The organism is Nonomuraea sp. H19 (assembly GCF_052068215.1).
Classification (GTDB): Bacteria; Actinomycetota; Actinomycetes; order Streptosporangiales; family Streptosporangiaceae; genus Nonomuraea.
Map to the genome: position 1 here is coordinate 151,400 of NZ_JBQHCV010000001.1, position 18,138 is coordinate 169,537.

Sequence of the window (18,138 nt, forward strand, 5' to 3'; positions counted from 1 at the left end):
ATGCGTGTATTGATTAGCGGCGGGGCGGGTTATATCGGCAGCACGGTCGCGTCGGCGTGCCTGGATGCCGGGATCACGCCCGTGATCCTCGACAGTCTCGTGACCGGGAGGCGGGAGTTCGCCGATGGGCGGGTGTTCTATGAGGGAGATATCAGCGACGGCGCGCTGATTGACAAGATTTTTGCTGAATATCCGGATATCGAGGCGGTCATCCACTGCGCGGCGCTCATCGTCGTGCCGGACTCCGTCGCCGACCCCGTCGGCTACTACCGCGCGAACGTCGCCAAGAGCCTCGAGTTCGTCGACCACCTGCTGCGCAACGGCTGCTCTCGGATGATCTTCAGCTCGTCCGCCTCCATTTACCGAACCGGCGCGGACCACACGGTGGACGAGGACTCCCCGCTCGACCCGCAGAGCCCGTACGCGCGGACCAAGGCGGTGTGCGAGGCCATGTTCGCCGACATCGCCGCCACCCGCCCGATCAAGATCCTGTCGTTGCGTTACTTCAACCCGATCGGCGCCGACCCGAAGATGCGCACGGGCCTGCAGCTGCGCCGCCCCAGCCACGCCCTGGGCAAGATGATCGAGGCGTACGAGGACCGCGTGCCCTTCCAGATCACCGGCACCGACTACCCGACCAGCGATGGCACCGGCATCCGCGACTACGTCCACGTCTGGGACCTGGCCGCCGCCCATGTGGCCGCGCTGCGCCGCTTCGACGCGCTGGAGCCCGACGTGATCAACTTGGGCACCGGCGCCGGGACCACCGTGCGCGAGCTGACCGAGGCGTTCAACCGCGTCGTGGACCGCCCGATCGAGGTCGTCGAGGCCGCCGCGCGCCCCGGCGACGTGGCCGGCGCCTATACCCGCAGCGACCGCGCCCGGCGCCTGCTCGACTGGCAGGCCCGCTACTCCGTCGAGGAGGGGATCAGGCACTCGCTCGAGTGGGCACGCCTGCGGGATTCCCGGCTCGGATAGCCGCTGCGAGTCCGGTCCGGCGCGGCTTCGCGGAGTGCCGGACCGACCGGCTACCACAAAACCCTCTCCCGCCAGGCGGCGGGAGAGGGTCGCCATTGGATTGAGGGGGAGAAGCTGGTCTTGCTCAGTGCGTCAAGGTCAAAGTGCGGCCTTGTGGATCAGCTCGGCGGAGCCGAGGACCTACGTGGCTCGGCGGAGCCGAGGACGACTACTTCATCCTGCCGAACGAGTTCGGCGAGCCGTCCGGGATCTCTTGCGGGACCTCGGTGTCCGAGCCGAGGTCGCTGACGTCGACCACCTCGTCGGCGGGCGGGGCCTTGATCGTGATCTTGGCGCCCCATCCCGTGTAACGGGTTTCCGCGACGGTGGTGGTCTTGCCGAGAATGCCGAAGTCCAGCGAATATGCGCTGCGGATCTCCGTGACCAGCCCCTTGGAGTTCAGGCCGAGCACGTAGCCGATGTTGATCTTAGCCAGCCTTTTGTCGATCCGCTCGCCGTATATCTTGCCGAGATCGCCGAAGGTGACCGAGCCGCGGTACGTTCCGCCCTTGACGCTCTTGGCGTGCGAGACGAGCGCCTTCAGCACCTTGGGCTCGAAGATGTCGAGCGGCTGGTTGCCGGTGCGCGGGCTGCCCGCGTTCGCGTAGCGCACCCACTTCTTGCCCTCGGGCAGGTCCTTGCTGAACACTCCGCCCTGGGCGTAGGCGTGCTCGCCCACCGTGATCGTCCGCAGGGGCGTCAGCAGCGCGGCGAGCTCGGCGTCCCCGGTCTTCACGCGGTTGCGCAGGTCCGCGGCGACGACTCCTCGCTTGCCGAACTCGAAGGCGCCGGTCGTTCTCATGACCGAGGTGGTCTTCCCGCTCGTCAGTGTGCGAGCCGTTTCCGAGACTCGCACCCCCTGCCCGGCCACGAACTGCTTCTTCAGCGCCTTTACCGGATCCACGGGCGCGGCCTGGGCGGACGGGCCGGTCATGAGCGCGGCCGACGACGCCAGCGCCAAGCCCGCGAGAATTCGCTTCATAGGTTTCCTTCGACATAAAAGGAGGGGGAGCAAGCCTGCCAATTGAAGATCACGACCGTATATCGAGAGTCGGGTAGTACGACGTCTAATTGGTGCAATTTCCGTGCAGGGGACGTCGTCGAGAAGTGAGATGACCGTCACATAGCGGAAGAACCGTGACCCCGATGACCTGGGGAGGTCAAGCTTGGGGCTAGGCTTCACTGGCGGAAACGCCCGGCACGCACGGGGTTGCCCGGGCCGTCGAACATCAGTCGGATAAGCAAGGACGGACCCTCGTGGACCTGTTCGAACATCAGGCGAAGGAACTCTTCGCTGACTACGGCATCCCGGTGCCACGCGGCATCGTCGCCCACACCGTGGAGGAGGTGCGGGCGGCCGCCACGGAGCTGACCGGCCGCGTTGTCGTCAAGGCCCAGGTCAAGACCGGTGGCCGCGGCAAGGCCGGGGGCGTGAAGGTGGCGGACGACGCCACCGACGCCGTCGAGAAGGCCACCGCCATCCTCGGCATGGACATCAAGGGCCACACGGTCCACAAGGTGCTCGTGGAGGAGGCCAGCGCGATCGCGGAGGAATACTACTTTTCCTTCCTGCTCGACCGCGCCAACCGTACGTTCCTCGCGATCTGTTCCGCCGCCGGCGGCATGGACATCGAAGAGGTCGCCCACAGCACGCCCGAGAAGGTCGCCAAGGTGCCGGTCTCGGCGCTGGACGGCATCGACAAGGCCAAGGCCCGCGAGATCGCGGTGGCCGGCGGCCTGCCGGAGAAGGCGCTCGACGGCGCCGCCGAACTCATCGAGAAGCTCTGGTGCTGCTTCGTCGACGAGGACGCCACGCTCGTCGAGGTCAACCCGATGATCCTGTCGGCGGACGGCCAGGTCAAGGCCCTCGACGGCAAGGTCACGCTCGACGAAAACGCCTCCTTCCGCCAGCCGGACCACGAGGCGCTGGCCGACAAGGCCGCCGAGGACCCGCTCGAGGCCAAGGCCAAGGAAAAGGACCTCAACTACGTCAAGCTCGACGGCAGCGTCGGCATCATCGGCAACGGCGCGGGCCTGGTCATGTCCACGCTCGACGTCGTGGCCTACGCCGGTGAGGCGGTCCCCGGCAAGCCGTCCCCCGCCAACTTCCTCGACATCGGCGGCGGCGCCTCGGCCGAGGTCATGGCCGCGGGCCTGGAGATCATTCTCTCCGACCCCGCCGTGAAGTCGATCTTTGTGAACGTCTTCGGCGGCATCACCGCCTGCGACGCCGTCGCCAACGGCATCGTCTCGGCGTTCAAGCTGCTGGAGAGCCGCGGCGAGGCCGTGACCCACCCGCTGGTGGTCCGCCTCGACGGCAACAACGCCCTGCTCGGGCGGCAGATCCTGGCCGACGCCGCACTCCCGCGGGTCGAGCTGGTAGACACGATGGACGACGCGGCCAAGCGGGCCGCCGAGCTCGCTGCGGTAGGTGTGTAAGTCATGGCTATCTGGCTGACCGAGAACAGCAAGATCATTGTTCAGGGCATGACCGGTGGTGAGGGCACCAAGCACACCCGCCGCATGCTCGCCTCCGGCGCCAACGTCGTCGGCGGCGTCAACGCCCGCAAGGCCGGCACCGTTCACGAGGGCCTGCCCGTGTTCGGCACGGTCAAGGAGGCCATGGAGCAGACCGGCGCGGACGTGTCGGTCGTGTTCGTGCCCCCGGCGTTCACCAAGGACGCGGTCAAGGAGGCCATCGACGCCGAGATGCCGCTCTGCGTGGTGATCACCGAGGGTGTGCCGGTGCACGACAGCACCGAGTTCTGGGCGTACGCGGTGGCCAAGGGCAACAAGACCCGCATCATCGGTCCCAACTGCCCCGGCATCGCCTCCCCCGGCGCTTCCAACGCGGGCATCATCCCGGCCGACATCACCACCGCCGGCCGCATCGGCCTGGTCTCGAAGTCGGGCACGCTGACCTACCAGCTGATGTACGAGCTGCGCGACTTCGGTTTCTCGACCGCGGTGGGCATCGGCGGCGACCCCGTCATCGGCACCACGCACATCGATGCCCTCCAGGCGTTCCAGGCGGACCCGGGCACCGACGCGATCGTGATGATCGGTGAGATCGGCGGCGACGCCGAGGAGCGCGCCGCGGCTTTCATCGAGCAGCACGTCACCAAGCCCGTGGTCGCCTATGTGGCCGGCTTCACGGCTCCCGAGGGCAAGACGATGGGCCACGCCGGCGCCATCGTCTCCGGCTCGGCCGGCACCGCCCAGGCCAAGAAGGAGGCCCTGGAGAAGGTCGGCGTCCGCGTCGGCAAGACCCCCTCGGAGACGGCTCGCCTGATGCGCGAGATCATGCAGTCCCGCTAGCCGCTTTCCCGGAATGGCCCCGTGCGGTTCTCACCGCACGGGGCTTTCCCATGGGCGGGGCGACCACGGGCGACCATGGCACGGGCGACCACGGCGGAGCGTAAATCTTGGAAAGCAGCTCCGCCCGGCGCGTCAACCAAGCGTTGGTTGGGAAAGGTTGAGAAAATCGCACGGTGACGGCGATTCTCGACCAGTTGCGCACTGCCCCCCGGTCGGTGCTCGGCAAGCTCCCCGGGGCCTCAGGCGACGACGACGAGGCGAGGCGGCCGCTCCCCGTGTCAGGAATGCTCGCCGCCGCCTGCACGCTGGGCGTCGGCCTGGCCGTGCTGACCACGCTCACGCTGGTCGGCTGGATGGCCGCCCCCCGCGGCACGCTGGGCGCCGGGTTGCCGGGCGTGTTCCGTACGGCGGCGCAGCTCTGGCTGGCCGCGCACCACGCCGGGTTCGCGATCCCCGGCGGGCGGGTCGGGCTGCTGCCGATCGGGCTGATCTTCCTGCCGGCCATGCTGCTCTACCGGGCCGGGCGGTGGATGGCCAGGGACGCCGACCTGCGGCTGCGGCTACCCGCGCGGCTGCCCAAGAACAGCCCGCGCGAGCAGGCCCAGGCGCGCCGCCGGGCGCAGCTCGTGCTGGTGCTGCAGGCGGGGGTGTCGCTGGCGGCGCCGTACGCGCTGCTCGCCGGCCTGATCGCGCTCGTGGCGAGCAACGAGATCACGCAGCCGTTCATCGGCGAGGCGCTGTTCAGCCATTTCGTGCTGGCGTTCCTCGCCGGGGCGCTGGCCACGGCGCGGATGATCGGGCCCTGGCGGGTGATGCTCCGGCTGCTGCCCGAGCGGGTGCGCGCCCTCACCGTCGGCACGGCGGTCGCCACCGCGCTGCTGGTGGTGTCCGGGCTGGGGCTGGTGCTGGTCGCCGTCGTGCTGAACTTCGACCAGGTCAAGGAGCTGTCCAGCGTGCTCTCGCCCGGGTTCGTGGGCGGGGCGCTGCTGGTGCTGCTTCAGGTGCTTTACCTGTTCAACGCCGTCATCTGGGCCTTCTCCTACATCGCCGGCCCGGGATTCGCCATCGGCGCGGACACCCTGGTCGCGCCCACGGGGGTGCAGCTCGGCACGGTGCCGAGCCTGCCGCTGCTGGGGGCGTTGCCGGAGAGCGGGCCCGTGCCCGCGTGGATGATGGCGGTGGTCGCGCTGCCGTTCGCGGCAGGGGCCGTGGCGGGGGTGATGGTGGCCAGGATCTCGCCGTCGCCGTCATATGAGGCCGCGCCGCTCTGGGGCTTCTTCACCGGGGTCTCCACCGGCGTGGTGGCGGGGGTGCTGGCGGCGCTGTCCGGCGGGCCCATCGGCGGCGGGCGGCTGGCCGCGATCGGCCCCTCGCCCTGGGAGGTCGCGCTGTCGGTGGCGCTGGAGGTCGGCGTGGCCGCGGGCATCTCGGCGGGGGTGACCAACCTGCTGCTGCTCAGCAATAAGGCTCGCGCGCCGCTCGACAAGGCGGCCGCCCCGGTACGCAAGGCCGGGGCCGCGATCGCCAAGGCGGCGAGCAAGGTGGGGCTCGCCGAGTCGGACCACCGGCCGCTGCCCGGCCACTGGATGGACGCCACCGAGGCCGACACCCAGGAGATCCCGGTCATCAGGGACGACTGGCAGGACGAGCACGCCTCCGCGGAGGCCGAGACGCTGGCCCAGGCCCGCCCGCAGCCGCCCGAGCCCGCACCGCGCCCGCCGCGGAAGGACATCGTGGACGAGTCCGACGACCGGGGCGGGCACGTCATCTACGTCGATCCCTACGCCTGGGACCGCGATTAGCCGGCTACGGCTGCATCGCGCCGAGCAGTTCGAGCACGTCGGCAGGGAGCTTGCGCTGCGCCGCGTCCCTGAACTGGGTGAAGCACTCGCCCTGCGAGGACACGGTGCCCGCGCCCTTCATGCACTCCTGGTAGGCGGAGTATTCGTCCATCAGATACAGCTGCATCCCCGTGGCCAAGGCCGACAGCGTCAGCGCGATCGAGGAGACCGTGATGCCGCCCACGGCCACACCTGTGGGCTTGCCCGCGGCTTTGAGCAGCGGCAGCGCGCGGATCCCGGCCACGAGCGCGAACAGCGCCATGACCAGGCCGGCGAGCGGCAACATGAACGTCATGGCCAGCGCTGCGATGGACAACCAGATCGCTCGGCGGCCCGCCGAATCGGCGGGCTGCTGGCCTGCCGGTGCTTGCACCGGTGTCGACACCTGACCTCCTCTGCGTCGCCGGACGACGAACAGATACCCTGGCTACCCACCCTGTTTCCTCTTTGGAGCGTGTGCGTGTCTAAGGCTGGGCGGCTCGTCGTCCTCGTCTCCGGCTCTGGAACCAACCTACAGGCCCTGCTGGACGCTTCTGCCGACCCCTCGTACGGCGCCCGCGTGGTAGCGGTCGGTGCCGACAGGGATGGGATCGAAGGGCTGGCCAGGGCCGTCAGGGCAGGCGTCCCGACTTTTGTCGAAAAATTGCGTGATTACCCGACGCGGGCGGACTGGGATGCCGCGATCGCGTCCAAGATCACATCTTACGAGCCGGACCTGGTGGTGTCGGCGGGCTTCATGAAGATTTTGGGTAAGCCGACGCTCGACGCCTTCCCCGTGCTCAACACCCACCCGGCGCTGCTGCCGTCGTTCCCCGGCGCGCACGGCGTGCGCGACGCCCTGGCCCACGGGGTCAAGGTCACCGGCTGTACGGTGATGCTGGCCGACGAGGGGATCGACACCGGGCCGATCGTCGCCCAGGAAGCGGTGCCCGTGCTCCCGGACGACGACGAGGCGAGCCTGCACGAGCGCATCAAGACCGTCGAGCGGCGCCTGCTCGTCGAGATCGTCGGCCGGATGGCCCGCGAGGGCTGGACGGTCACCGGACGTAGCGTCCGGATCGGCAAACAATCAGGAGGGGAATCCACGTGACTCGCATCGCCATCCGGCGCGCGCTGATCGCTGTTTACGACAAGTCCGGGCTCGAAGAGCTGGCCAGGGCACTCGACGGCGCGGGCGTGGAGATCGTCTCGACGGGCGGCACGGCCGCCGCGATCGCGTCGTACGGGATCCCGGTGATGAAGGTCGAGCAGCTGACCGGGTTTCCCGAGTGCCTCGACGGCCGGGTCAAGACGCTGCACCCGCGCGTGCACGCCGGGCTGCTGGCCGACGTCACCAAGCCGCACCACGTGGCCCAGCTCGAGGAGCTGGAGATCGACCCGTTCCAGCTCGTCGTGGTCAACCTTTACCCGTTCCAGGAGACCGTGGCCTCCGGCGCGTCCGACGCCGAGTGCGTCGAGCAGATCGACATCGGCGGGCCCGCCATGATCCGCGGCGCCGCGAAAAACCACAACACCTGCGCCGTCGTGGTCGACCCCGCCTTCTACGGCGACGTACGCACCGCGCTGGCCGAAGACGGCTTCACGCTCGACGAGCGCCGCCGGCTGGCGGGCATCGCGTACGCCCACACCGCCTCCTACGACGTGGCCGTGGCCAACTGGTTCGCGGGGACGTACGGGGAGGAGGAGCTGCCCGCCTTCACCGGGGCCGCGTTCCAGCGCAAGGCGACCCTGCGTTACGGCGAGAACCCGCACCAGCGCGCCGCTCTCTACACCGACGGCACCGACGGCCTCGCCAACGCCGAGCAGCTGCACGGCAAGGAGATGTCCTACAACAACTACCTCGACGCCGACGCCGCCTGGCGGGCCGCCTGGGACTTCTCCGACCCCTGCGTGGCCATCATCAAGCACCAGAACCCGTGCGGCATCGCGATCGGCGCCGACGTGGCCGACGCGCACCGCAAGGCGCACGCCTGCGACCCGGGGTCGGCGTATGGGGGTGTGATCGCCGTCAACCGCCCGGTCACGGCCGAGCTGGCCAGGCAGATCGCCGACGTGTTCACCGAGGTCGTCATCGCCCCCGGCTACGACGCGGAGGCGCTGGAGGTGCTGCGCGCCAAGAAGAGCCTGCGGCTGCTGGCCTGCCCGGAGGGGCCGGCGCAGCCGACGGAGTTCCGCAAGGTCGACGGCGGCCTCCTGGTGCAGACCGTGGACCGGGTCGACGCGCCCGGCGACGCGGCCGCCCAGTGGGAGCTCAAGACCGGCGCGCCGGCCTCGCCCGAGGTGCTGGCCGACCTGGAGTTCGCCTGGCGGGCCTGCCGCTCGGTGAAGTCGAACGCCATCCTCCTGGCCAGCGGCGGGGCGACCGTGGGCGTGGGCATGGGCCAGGTCAACCGGGTCGACTCGTGCCGCCTCGCGGTCACCAGGGCCGGCGAGCGCGCGCCCGGCTCGGTCGCGGCCTCGGACGCGTACTTCCCGTTCCCCGACGGCCTGGAGGTGCTGATCGAGGCCGGGGTACGCGCGGTCGTCGAGCCCGGCGGCTCCATCCGGGACGAGCTGGTGATCGAGGCCGCCGAGAAGGCCGGCATCACCCTCTACTTCACCGGCACTCGGCACTTCTTCCACTGATCATCCCAAAAGGGCGACATGACCGATCATGTCGCCCTTTTGGTGGTTTTGGCGGCGAGCATTGGTCGGGTGCGGTTAGCCTGATTTCCTCCCCGCTCGCTCCCAGTCCCCGGAGTGCCCCTTGCTCGAGTTGATCCTGCAGGCCTTCGTCACCATGAACGGCTTCGCCACCAGCCCCGTCGTGCTCCTGGTGCTCGCCTTCGTCGGCGCCTACCTCGGCAGCCGCGTCGTCGAGTTCATCCCGTTCACCCGCCGGATCATCGAGCGCCGGGAAGCTCAGTTGATGGAGCGGGAGTAGCGAACCCTCCCTTTCACCGGGATGCTTCGGAAATATCGTCCGTTGACGGCCGCGCCAATCTAGTCTGTGAGCAGACACCTCTTTCGCGGAGCGACGGATGACCGGCTCTCCTCTCGTCGGCGTGATCACCGCTCTTCCGGTGGAAACCACCGCCGTACGCTATGTCCTGGGTTGTAAAGAGCCAGGGCGCCGCCGTAACGACCCCAACCTCTACACCATGGCCGAGCTCGGATGCGGCCTCGTGGTGTCGACCAACCTGGTCACCACGGGCAACACGAGCGCCGCGGACGCCACCGCCCACCTCGTCCGCAGTTTTCCGGGCGTACGAGCCGTCGTCATGTGCGGCATCGCGCTGGGCGTGCCGCGCCCGGAAGATCCAGAGCGGGACGTGCGGCTGGGCGACATCGTGGTGGGCAGCGCCGGCGTCATCCACTACGGCCACCGCCGGATCACCGACGAGAGCGTCACCTTACGCGGCATACCGTTACCGGCTTCGCCGTTCCTGATGCGTGGCGTGAACGAGATACGCGCGGCCCAGTTACGCGGCGAACGGCCGTGGGAGACGTGGCTGGAGCCGCTGCCCTCGCTCGCCTACCGCCGCCCCGCCGGGGCGCCGAAGCGGGGACCGGAGGCCGTTTACGGTTTCATCGGCAGCGGTGATGAGCTGCTGCGCAGCGCCGCCAGACGAGACGAGACCGCGCGGGCACACGATCTGATCGCCATGGAAATGGAGGGGGCGGGGGTGGCGAACAGCGCGGGCTTGGGCGGGCGTGAATGCCTCGTGATCCGCGGGGTCAGTGATTACGGCGATGCGCGCAAGAACGATCTCTGGCAGCCGTACGCATCCCTGACCGCGGCGGCCTATCTCCGGGTGCTGCTGGATGTCCTGAAACCGGTCACCCCCCAGCAGAGCACCCCGGAGCTGCTCGACCTCGTCAAGCTCATGGAGCTCGTCCCGTCGCTGCAGACCCCCGGTGACCGGGACCTGGTGCTCCGCCTCATGGGCCCACCGGTGGAGGGCAAGGTGGCTCGCGACAACAGGACCCGGTACGCGCTCCTCAGCCTGGCGCACGCCTGTGCCCAGCACCCGGCGGGATTCGACCGGCTCATCGCGGTGCTCGCCGGCCTCGAGGGCGAGGACTCCGAGCCGCTACGCGACCTCGCCGCCGCGCTCTCTCAGTAGTCGAACTCGCCGTCCACCGCGCCGGCGACGAAGGCGTCCCACTCGGCCTGGGTGAACACCAGCACCCGATCCGTCTCCGCGCCGTTGCGCATCAAAACGTTTTCACCGACGAATGCCACCTGGACTGGATCTTCACTAAGATGTTCCGCGCTGCCGACCCACTCGACAGCGGACAGATCGAAGTCATCGGGCGTGGGCTTGACCTGCGTCATGCGTGGATCCTATCCGGATCGGGGCGATCAGCGGAGCGGCACGAGGACTCGTGTCCGCACGATGTGTCGCGGAGAGTGTTCGTTTGATTGCATACAGCTATCCTGGCTGTGGACGCCCACCCTATGAGAGAGGAAGATCTATGCGGGACGCGCAGGCGCCAGTTTGGCGTAAGAGCAGCTACAGCGCTGAGCAGGACTTCGGCACTTGTGTGGAGGTGGCGGAGCTCGGTTCGCATCTGGGGGTGCGTGACTCGAAGGACCCGAGCGGGCCTCATTTGACGTTCTCCAGGGACTCTTGGTCGGCGTTCGTCCGGGCGATCAGGTCTCGGTCGCTCTGACGGGCTGGGGCGCGGATCCGCCGGCTTCGCGCCCCGGAAAGCCGAACTTCCCCTCTTTCACCCCCGTGACGAAAGCCCGCCAGGACGACAACGACACCACGAAATACCGGTCGACGTTCTTGCTGTCCCTGACCGCGCAATGCAGCCCCAGATTCGCGACACTGACGCAGCCCCCTTGTTCGTTGCTCCACGTGCTCTTGTGCCAGCTGGCCCTTGCGAGATCCGCTTCGTTGATCACGTTGCTTGACTCCAGGTCGGTTTGGGAACCTACCAGCGCTTGGACGAGCCTCCCCTAGAGCGGGATGGGATAGATGTCGCAGTTCTGCCGATCCCCCTTGCGAGCGGAGGCATAAGCGGGATGCTTCTCTCCGAGCACTCGTTGGTATCTCGTGAGCGTTTCCGCCAGTAGCGGTCGTGCCTCGCTCTCCTGCCCCAGTGCGCGCAGGTCGAGGCCGAGATTGTGCGCACAGGCCAGGGTGGTCGGGTGGTCGGCGCCCTGCAGCGTGCGCAGCCGCTCCAGGGTGTCGCGGTCGCGCGCCAGCGCCTTGTCGTACTGCCCGAGTTCGTACAGATCGCTGGCCAGGTTGACCGCGCAGACCAGCGTTCGTGGATGGTCGGGTCCGAGCAGCGCGGTGAAGGCGGCCAGAGCCTCCTGATCCAGCTTGTAGGCCTCGTCGAGCTGCCGGAGGAGCCGGAGGCTGACCGCGACGTTGACGTCGGCGATCGGCGCGTTCGGATGCTCCGGGCCGAAGAGCCTTTCGTAGGACTCCCTGGCCTTCTGCCCGAGTTCCACCGACTTGGTGAGATCACCGATGTGGCGCAGGTTCACCGAATGGTTGAGTGATGTGGCCACCGTACTCTGGTAGTTCTCCCCGTAACGGGCGGTGAACAGCGCCAGTGCCTCCTCGGAGAGCTTGAGCGCCTCGTCGTGATGACCGGCCTTGCGCTTCATCACTGACAGCAGAGCGGTGCTCTCCATGGCTCCTGGGTGGCCCTTGCCGTACCTGCGGACCATGACGGCGTTGTGCTGCTCCTGCAGCTTGAGGGCCTCGAGGTAGTTGCCGCATTCCATCTCGTCGATCACCAGAGCGGCACGGGTGCTCTGGGTGCTGATGCTGTCGGGGCCCAGCACCTCCTCTTTCCGGCGGTAGGTGTCCTCGTCCAGTCGCTTGGCTTTGACCGGCTCGCCGTTGAGCCGCCAGTCGATGCACAAGAGGTGGGCCTGCTCCAGTGTGAGGGGGTCGTCCGGGCCGAAGCGGCGGAGCAGGGTTTCGTAGGCGTGCAGGTCGATCTCCAGCGCCTCCCTGAACCGGCCGAGGAAACGCAAGTCGGTGCTGAGGAAGCCCTCGGCCTCGAGCGTGCGTTCGTGGTCGGGTCCGAGGCGGTCCCGCAGGGTGTCCCTGACGTGCAGGTGTGTCTGATACGCGCCGACGAAGTCGGCGAATCTGTTCTGTGCCCGGCCCAGGCGCAGCTCCGCGTCGAGAGTCGCGTCATGCTCGGGCCCGAGTGACTCCAACGCTCTCCACGTCTCGACGGTACGCCGCGCCATCGCCAGATAGCCGTCGTTGTCGCCCCATAGGTAGAGGTAGTCGATGAGGTTGAGGCAGAGTTGCCTCGCCCACGGGTCGTCGCACTCCTCGAGGTTGGATGCCAGCACGTGCGGCAGCAGCGCCTGATACTCGGGCCAGCTGCGGCGATCCCGCGGTTTCTTGGGGTCGGCGTTGGCGAGCAGCAGGTGCCCGCAGTGTTTGGCCAGATGCGCGTCCTCCGTTGGCATCTGGCTGGTCACCACGCGCTGCACCAAGCGGTGCAGGGAGAGCGAGTTGTCGCGGTGGTTCACCTTGCAGAGGGAATACTGACCGATGGCGCGAATCATGCGGAGGAGCGCGATCGGGTCGCGCAACCCCTCCACGAGTTCGGCCGGCCCGGCCAGATCGCGGCTACTGGTCAGGATCTGCCAGGGGATGGGCTCTGGCGCGAGGTGCGCGCACACCTGCAGCAGCTGGAGCGCGGCGGGATCGGTTTGGCGGAGCCGTTCGAACGAGATGTTCCACGCCACCGCCACGGGCAGGGCGGAGCCCTCCATCCGCAGCAGTTCGGCACGCTTGTCGTCGAAGAGCCGCAGATAGTCGGCGATCGGCATGCCGGTCTCCGCCAGCAGCACCGCGGCCTGTTCGATGGCCAGCGGCAGGTCGCCCAGCCGCTCGGCGATCTCGTCGGCCTCCGCGTCGGTGAACTCAGGGCCGCGCCGGCGCAGCAGCTCCCGGCTTTCCTCCCGATGGAAGACGTCTACTTCCAGGCCGTTGGCGTGCCGGAACCAGTTGCGGGAGCGGGAGGTGATGATGATCTTGCCTGGGCCGTTCGTCGGGAAGAACCGCTGGATCTCTTCCACGTCTTCGGCGTTATCGAACACCAATAGCCATTTGCTGTATGGCTTGCCCAGCCGCAAGGCTTCCTTGACGGCGGGCACCGTCACTGTCGGCTCGCTGACGTCCAGCTCAAGATGCGTGGCCAGATCCACGTACGCCTGGCGCACGATGGGAAGGCGCTCGGAGGGGATCCACCAGACCAGGTCATAGTCCTCCTGGTGCCGGTAGCAGTATTCGATGGCGATCTGCGACTTCCCGACGCCGCCGAGCCCGTGCAATGCCTCGGGCAGCACGGCCGTCTTTCCCGACTGGAGTTTCTTGTCGAGCAGGTCCAGCAGGTCGCTTCTCCCGGTGAACATCGCGTTTCTCGCCGGGACGTTCCACACCGGAGGTGGGTCGTCAGGCTGCCGCTTTCGGGCCGAGGGCGTCGAGGTCATGTTCACGGTGACTCCGAAATAATCTGGTTCAGGGGGATTTCTGGCGACGTGCTGATAGACGTTCTCTTCTGGAGGCAGCAGTTCGCGATGCGCGTGGCCTGATCGCCCGGGTTCCGTTTCACTGCTGAGGGCGCTCTTCAGCTCGCGCGCCGGCTTGCTGTACGGGCCCGCCATCGCCTCGAGCCCGGCCACCGTGGGCTCGACCAATGGGGTGAGTTCCTCGGGCAGCTCCGGTAAGGGGGCCGACCCTGGAGAGGCGATCACCTCGCGTAACTCGCGTAGCTCATGGATCTCGTCCCCGAGGTGATCGGCGACCGTCATGAGCACTCTGGCGGTGTCCGACCTGCGCCCCGCCAGGAGGAGCTCCTCGCGGACGCCCGGCCGGAAGTCGTACGGTATGGCGCCGACCACGGGCAGACGCTCGCCGTGCGGGGCATTGGCCTGCACGAGCCCGCTGCCCATCAGCTCGGCCAGGTGTTCCTCGGTGGAGCGCGGCAGCAGCTTGCGCTGCACGAGCCGGATGAGCGGAAGGCTCAGCGGTGCCGCGGCCAGATGCACGGCAAGCTGGAAAGCGGTCGGTGTGACGTCCATCCTGAAGCGCCGGACCCGCTGCTCCGGCGAGAGGTCGTCGTCGGCGTCCTCCAGGTCGGCTGCTTCGTCCCTCGCGGAGCACGCCATGGCGGTCCCCCGCCACGAGGTGTGATCGCCTATGACGAACTCCGCCCAGGACTGAATCTGTTCGGGCGCCAGCTCGATGACGGGAATGTGTACCGCACCGGAAATGCGGCCATCCGCGCGGTAGGAGGAATTCGGGCTCGCCTGTGAGGGGCTGTGTAAGGTCGTCCGGGCCGCCCTTGTGCCCGTGTGCCGCCAGAGCCAAGCAGGCAGGAGATGCACCATGCAGACGGTGGATCCGCGTCCCCAATGCGCCAGCAGGCGATGCGCCGCCTTGTTGTGCCAGGCGTTGCCCACGCCGTCCGTGACGACGATGATCAGTCGCCGTCGCGTCTTCTCCGGACGAGCCAGTCTCGTGGCGGTATAGGGCGGGCTTGCCGGATGCAGTGCCCGTAGCTGCAGTTCCTCCCCGGCCTCGATGTCGGTGTTCAGCAGGTGCACCCGTTGCCGGCGAAACGCTCCGGTATGAGCGAGCGCGGCTACCAAGCCGAGCATCTGCTCTCGGTGGATCATCGCGAAGCGCCCATCGTCGAGCACGATGTCCAGATCGAGGAGGCGCTCGCGGGCTTCGTCCACGACCGGCAGAAAGAGCCCGTCATGAGCGGCCTGTTCGGCGGTGGCCTCCTCGTTGAGCACGGGCGGGTGGTGAGGCGAGGGGACCGTCGTGCTCAGAGGACTGAACGCCCGCGTGACCGCCCGGCGGGCGAGCTGCGGCCGGTCGGCTTCCAGCGCCGTCGACGACGAATCCAGCGTCTCCGCGAGCCCATTCTCGACGACCAGGACCTCGTCGGGGTCGGGGAAAGATTCCAGCCGCGGCGCGGGGTCCGATGGGGTGCAGGGCGGCTCTTGCGGGGACTCCTTGATCGGTGCAGGGCTCGGCGGCACCGGAGCCTCCATGGGAGGTTGTGGCTCGGCCACCCGCGAGGCCAGCCAGAGCACATCGGCCGCGAGCTCCCACTGCGGTCCCGCGGCTGAGACGCGCTCTGGCGGATCGCCCTGTCCCCTCACGCCGTGTTCACCGTGTCCAGTCGCTGGAGCACGACCTCGAGAACCTGCCGCCAGCCCTCGTCGTCCGCCTCTGGCTCCTGCCCGGATCGCTGAATGGCCAGGTAGAGGGCGTTCAGGAGCTGGTCGGCGGCCACCGGCTGGCGCTTTCGATAGCTCATGAACTCCTGGATCAGCCTGTCCTTGTGCGGCCCCGCGGCCGTGGAGAAATGCGCGGCCACGAGATCGGCCAAGCGTTCGGGCCCCGGCTCCGGCATCTCGAACTGAACGCATCGCCGCAGGAAGGCCGGCGGAAACTCGCGCTCGCGATTGCTGGTGATGACGATGAAGGGGAACGCGCGGCAGCGGACCATGCCCTCTTTGATGCGGGCCGGATGCCCGTGATCGGAGGTGGGGACGGTGACTTCGGGGTTACGGGCTCGAATGCGGTAGAGCTCGGGAATCTTGTAACTGCCCTCCTCCAGCACATCGAGCAGATCGTTGGCCAGGTCGGCGTCGCCCTTGTCGAACTCGTCGATCAGCAGCACGCGGGGCAGCTCGTGCGGGAGCAGGGCGGTGCCGAGCGGACCGAGCTGCAGGTAGTCGCCGATGTCCGTCTCCGGCTCCATGTCGTTGGCCTCGACGCGCCTGCGCGCCTCCTGCACCCGGCCGATCGCGTCGTATTCGTACAGGCCGGAGCGCAGGGTCGTGCGGCTGTTGATGGGCCAGCGCAGCACGGGTCCGAGGCGCAGTTCCCTGGTCACCTGGTAGGGAAGCGTCGACTTGCCGACGCCCGGACTTCCGGTGACCAGCAGCGGCCGGCGTAGAAAGAGGGCGGCGTTGACGGCGATGACTTCGCGTTCATCCACCTTGCGCGGGTGGTCGAAGTCGACAGGTCCGAGCCTGCGGTCTAGCTCGTCGGTGTCCTCAGGCGGCATCGGCAGGGCCGGGCCGCCGCGGAAATCTCGCCAGGGAGGAGGGGCAGGCAGGGCGGTGCCTAGTGAAATGTCGGTTAACGGCCGGCCAGTCCCCTGATAGATGAACCATCCCCTGGGCATGCCGGCGGTATCGCCGGCAATGCGTGACCTTTCGGCGCTCATCTGTCGACGTCCTCTGCTAGGCGCGCGAGTTCGCGTCAGGCGGCCAGTACTTCATTGCAGCATCCTCTTTCTGTGGGGAACGACGCAACCCTTATGAAGAAGGTGTCCGTAGGCGATGCAAACCGGGGACGGGGTGGTTTGGGTCGTCCCAAAAGAGGGCGACGTTGCCACATGCTTTCGGCCGGGAGCTGCGGAGATCCTTGATGGCGGTCGGGAGTTTCTTGAGTTTCGGCGGGTCTATGGCGTCCGCAACTGCTGTTCGAAAGTCCTTATTGCTCATGCTGTCTCTGCACCACAAAACAATCGGAAGTCCCTTTTTGATGGCTTCCCGGATTTCCGATCTGCCCGGGTCGCGATCCGGCGGCGTGGAAAGAACGCAGGCGACCAGGTGGATCCCCGTCAAGTCGTCGCGGAGCCGCGTCAGGTCGTAGGGCTCGTCCAAGGGAATCTGGTGGACGCCGCCGTTGCCTTTCAGGAAGGTCTCCCACCGGGTGTGCCAGTCCTTGTCCCTGCGGCTGGGACGCAGGTCCGGATCACCGCGAACGACGACCTCGTACTCCGAGCCGAGCGTCTCCGGTGATGACAGGTTCTCCTCGAGAGGCCATCGGTCCACCTCCAGATTGATCAGCTCGATCGGCAGGATGAACTCCAGCAGGAGGGGGCCGCGAACCCCGTAGCCCCACCCCTCCTCCGCCTGTTCCACCAAATCGAGCACGTAGCGGGGAACGTCCCTCATGGGCAGGTGTTTGTCCTCGCCTCGCTCCGGTTGCCACTGCACGTGGTCGACCTGGTACCAATAGCTGACGTTGTGCAGGTCGCGGTCGTCGTTGGGAGCCGGCAGCGGGGCGATGTGCACGATCAACGTGACGGGGAAGTCGTTCCTCGTCTGTTGCGGCGGCGGCTTGCGGAGCAGCAGGTCGAGTTCGGCGGCGGCGTCGCTGTCCCCGCTCTGACGCAGCCCGTCGCATTGCTGGTACATCCACCGGCGTAACTCCACCGCAAGACCCGGGACCGGCGGCGAGTGGCCGTGCAGGAGGTCTCTGACCACCAAGGCGACCAGGCGCAGATGCGGCGCCAGGCGGCCCGGCCTGACGTTGGAGTCGAGGAGGTAGTAGAAGACCTCCCAGATGTTGGTGAGCCCCGGCGGATAGATGCGCGCGACCCCCTCGGTGGCCACGTGATAGAGCTCGGCCAGGTTGTCGACGTTGACCTGCAGGAGCAGTTCCTGAATGCGTCGCTCGTCGTCTTCCTGAAGGAAAGGCGCGGCCGGGCTCAGCAGTTTCGCGATCTCGTCGACTTCGGGGGAGTCCTCGTGCAGTCTCCTCAGGGCGTTCACAAATGCCCGGGAGCCGCCTTCGATGCTGAGACAGGTGCCGACGAGGTCGAAAAGATCGGGAGTCGAATCGAGCGCGTGCTGGAGAAGGATGTGCGACGACTCCAGTTCGATATTGAGCGCGGCCAGCAAATTGTCGGGTTGCATCCCCGAAATGCTCACCAGTCGCTTGATGACCGCTCTCAGGTCGAATCGATGGTCGCGCACCCCCCTTGCCGCCTCCCGTCTCAGTGGATACGCATAAAGTGAACGAGGAGGAGCTATTCGCGCAAGAGGCTCGCCGGAGTATGACGGTTGCGAATGGTCCAGGACCGTTCAACCGGCGGCAGAAGTGCGGTGGACCACGCGGCTCGCGCACCCCGCGAGTTGTTCGGGCTCCCTTGCCGTCATGCATGCCCGGCAAGGGAG

16 protein-coding genes are annotated in these 18,138 nt (G+C 67.8%); 9 read left to right on the forward strand and 7 right to left on the reverse strand.

Annotated elements, in window-relative coordinates:
- Positions 1-978, forward strand: a complete 978-nt coding sequence (galE, locus tag ACTMTI_RS00780; protein ID WP_441117496.1) for a UDP-glucose 4-epimerase GalE — start codon at positions 1-3, stop codon at positions 976-978.
- A 208-nt stretch (positions 979-1,186) separates the two neighbouring features.
- Here the strand turns inward: galE and ACTMTI_RS00785 are convergent, their stop codons facing one another.
- Entirely contained in the window at positions 1,187-1,999 is an 813-nt protein-coding gene (locus tag ACTMTI_RS00785) for a hypothetical protein (protein ID WP_441117497.1), read from the reverse strand.
- 275 nt (positions 2,000-2,274) lie between these two features.
- On the opposite strand from ACTMTI_RS00785, the gene sucC reads away from it, so the two are divergent.
- The 3 genes from sucC (at position 2,275) to ACTMTI_RS00800 (ending at position 6,137) form a co-directional block, all read left to right on the forward strand.
- Positions 2,275-3,456, forward strand: coding sequence for an ADP-forming succinate--CoA ligase subunit beta (gene sucC / locus ACTMTI_RS00790; RefSeq protein ID WP_441117498.1), 1,182 nt, complete (start codon positions 2,275-2,277; stop codon positions 3,454-3,456).
- A 3-nt stretch (positions 3,457-3,459) separates the two neighbouring features.
- Positions 3,460-4,335, forward strand: coding sequence for a succinate--CoA ligase subunit alpha (gene sucD / locus ACTMTI_RS00795; protein WP_441117499.1), 876 nt, complete (start codon positions 3,460-3,462; stop codon positions 4,333-4,335).
- A 173-nt stretch (positions 4,336-4,508) separates the two neighbouring features.
- Positions 4,509-6,137: a cell division protein PerM gene (locus tag ACTMTI_RS00800; protein WP_441117501.1), complete on the forward strand. Its 1,629-nt coding sequence runs from the start codon at positions 4,509-4,511 to the stop codon at positions 6,135-6,137.
- A 4-nt stretch (positions 6,138-6,141) separates the two neighbouring features.
- On the opposite strand, the gene ACTMTI_RS00805 is transcribed toward ACTMTI_RS00800, so the two are convergent.
- Complete coding sequence (locus ACTMTI_RS00805; protein WP_441117503.1) at positions 6,142-6,561, reverse strand: hypothetical protein; 420 nt, start codon at positions 6,559-6,561, stop codon at positions 6,142-6,144.
- Between the two features lie 75 nt (positions 6,562-6,636).
- Between ACTMTI_RS00805 and purN the strand changes: the two genes are divergently transcribed.
- From purN to ACTMTI_RS00825, 4 genes are all read left to right on the forward strand, one after another.
- Positions 6,637-7,266, forward strand: coding sequence for a phosphoribosylglycinamide formyltransferase (purN, locus tag ACTMTI_RS00810; protein ID WP_441117505.1), 630 nt, complete (start codon positions 6,637-6,639; stop codon positions 7,264-7,266).
- Positions 7,263-8,801 carry a bifunctional phosphoribosylaminoimidazolecarboxamide formyltransferase/IMP cyclohydrolase gene (gene purH / locus ACTMTI_RS00815; protein ID WP_441117507.1) on the forward strand — a complete coding sequence of 513 codons (1,539 nt, stop codon included), beginning with the start codon at positions 7,263-7,265 and terminating at the stop codon, positions 8,799-8,801. The genes purN and purH overlap by 4 nt, the downstream gene beginning before the upstream one ends.
- A 121-nt stretch (positions 8,802-8,922) precedes the next feature.
- Entirely contained in the window at positions 8,923-9,099 is a 177-nt protein-coding gene (locus ACTMTI_RS00820; protein ID WP_441117509.1) for a hypothetical protein, read from the forward strand.
- A 97-nt stretch (positions 9,100-9,196) separates the two neighbouring features.
- Positions 9,197-10,282 (forward strand): effector-associated domain 2-containing protein, encoded by a 1,086-nt coding sequence (locus ACTMTI_RS00825; protein ID WP_441117511.1) that lies wholly within the window; start codon positions 9,197-9,199, stop codon positions 10,280-10,282.
- Here ACTMTI_RS00825 and ACTMTI_RS00830 read toward each other — a convergent pair.
- Positions 10,276-10,494 (reverse strand): DUF397 domain-containing protein, encoded by a 219-nt coding sequence (locus tag ACTMTI_RS00830; RefSeq protein WP_441117513.1) that lies wholly within the window; start codon positions 10,492-10,494, stop codon positions 10,276-10,278. The genes ACTMTI_RS00825 and ACTMTI_RS00830 overlap by 7 nt on opposite strands.
- Before the next feature lie 140 nt (positions 10,495-10,634).
- On the opposite strand from ACTMTI_RS00830, the gene ACTMTI_RS00835 reads away from it, so the two are divergent.
- On the forward strand, positions 10,635-10,832 hold the full coding sequence (locus ACTMTI_RS00835) for a DUF397 domain-containing protein (protein WP_441117515.1): 198 nt from the start codon (positions 10,635-10,637) through the stop codon (positions 10,830-10,832).
- Here the strand turns inward: ACTMTI_RS00835 and ACTMTI_RS00840 are convergent.
- From ACTMTI_RS00840 to ACTMTI_RS00855, 4 genes are all read right to left on the reverse strand, one after another.
- Positions 10,813-11,070, reverse strand: coding sequence for a DUF397 domain-containing protein (locus ACTMTI_RS00840; RefSeq protein WP_441117517.1), 258 nt, complete (start codon positions 11,068-11,070; stop codon positions 10,813-10,815). The genes ACTMTI_RS00835 and ACTMTI_RS00840 overlap by 20 nt on opposite strands.
- A 54-nt stretch (positions 11,071-11,124) precedes the next feature.
- Positions 11,125-15,321, reverse strand: coding sequence for an FxSxx-COOH system tetratricopeptide repeat protein (fxsT, locus tag ACTMTI_RS00845; RefSeq protein ID WP_441117519.1), 4,197 nt, complete (start codon positions 15,319-15,321; stop codon positions 11,125-11,127).
- Positions 15,318-16,235, reverse strand: coding sequence for an AAA family ATPase (locus ACTMTI_RS00850; RefSeq protein ID WP_441117521.1), 918 nt, complete (start codon positions 16,233-16,235; stop codon positions 15,318-15,320). The genes fxsT and ACTMTI_RS00850 overlap by 4 nt, the downstream gene beginning before the upstream one ends.
- Before the next feature lie 253 nt (positions 16,236-16,488).
- A complete protein-coding gene (locus ACTMTI_RS00855) occupies positions 16,489-17,937 on the reverse strand; it encodes a VMAP-C domain-containing protein (RefSeq protein ID WP_441117523.1) in 1,449 nt (482 codons plus the stop codon).
- Positions 17,938-18,138: the final 201 nt, after the last annotated feature.